The organism is Klebsiella spallanzanii, from assembly GCF_902158555.1.
Taxonomy (GTDB): domain Bacteria; phylum Pseudomonadota; class Gammaproteobacteria; order Enterobacterales; family Enterobacteriaceae; genus Klebsiella; species Klebsiella spallanzanii.
Genome location: NZ_CABGGS010000039.1, coordinates 1 through 309, shown reverse-complemented (window position 1 = coordinate 309; position 309 = coordinate 1). Strand labels below are relative to the sequence as shown.

The 309-nt window shown below is 59.2% G+C and carries 1 protein-coding gene; it reads right to left on the bottom strand.

Translation table 11 applies throughout. The features are described from left to right. Window positions 1-309 (bottom strand): phosphomethylpyrimidine synthase ThiC (locus FN082_RS20560; RefSeq protein WP_185932138.1); only part of this gene is annotated, 309 nt, incomplete at both ends.

Sequence of the window (309 nt, the reverse complement as noted above, 5' to 3'; positions counted from 1 at the left end):
GGTTGACCAGACCAGTTTCTCGACCTCTTCTTCGATGGAAGAGGTCACCGCCGAGTTGCCGATATTGGCATTCACTTTCACCAGGAAGTTGCGGCCGATAATCATCGGTTCGGACTCCGGGTGGTTGATGTTGGCGGGGATGATGGCGCGTCCGGCGGCCACTTCATCGCGAACGAACTCGGGGGTGATGTTTTCCGGTAGGTGGGCGCCGAAGCCTTCACCTGCGTGCTGCTGGCGCAGAACCTCGCTGCGGATACGTTCGCGACCCATGTTTTCGCGAATGGCGATGAACTCCATCTCCGGGGTGAC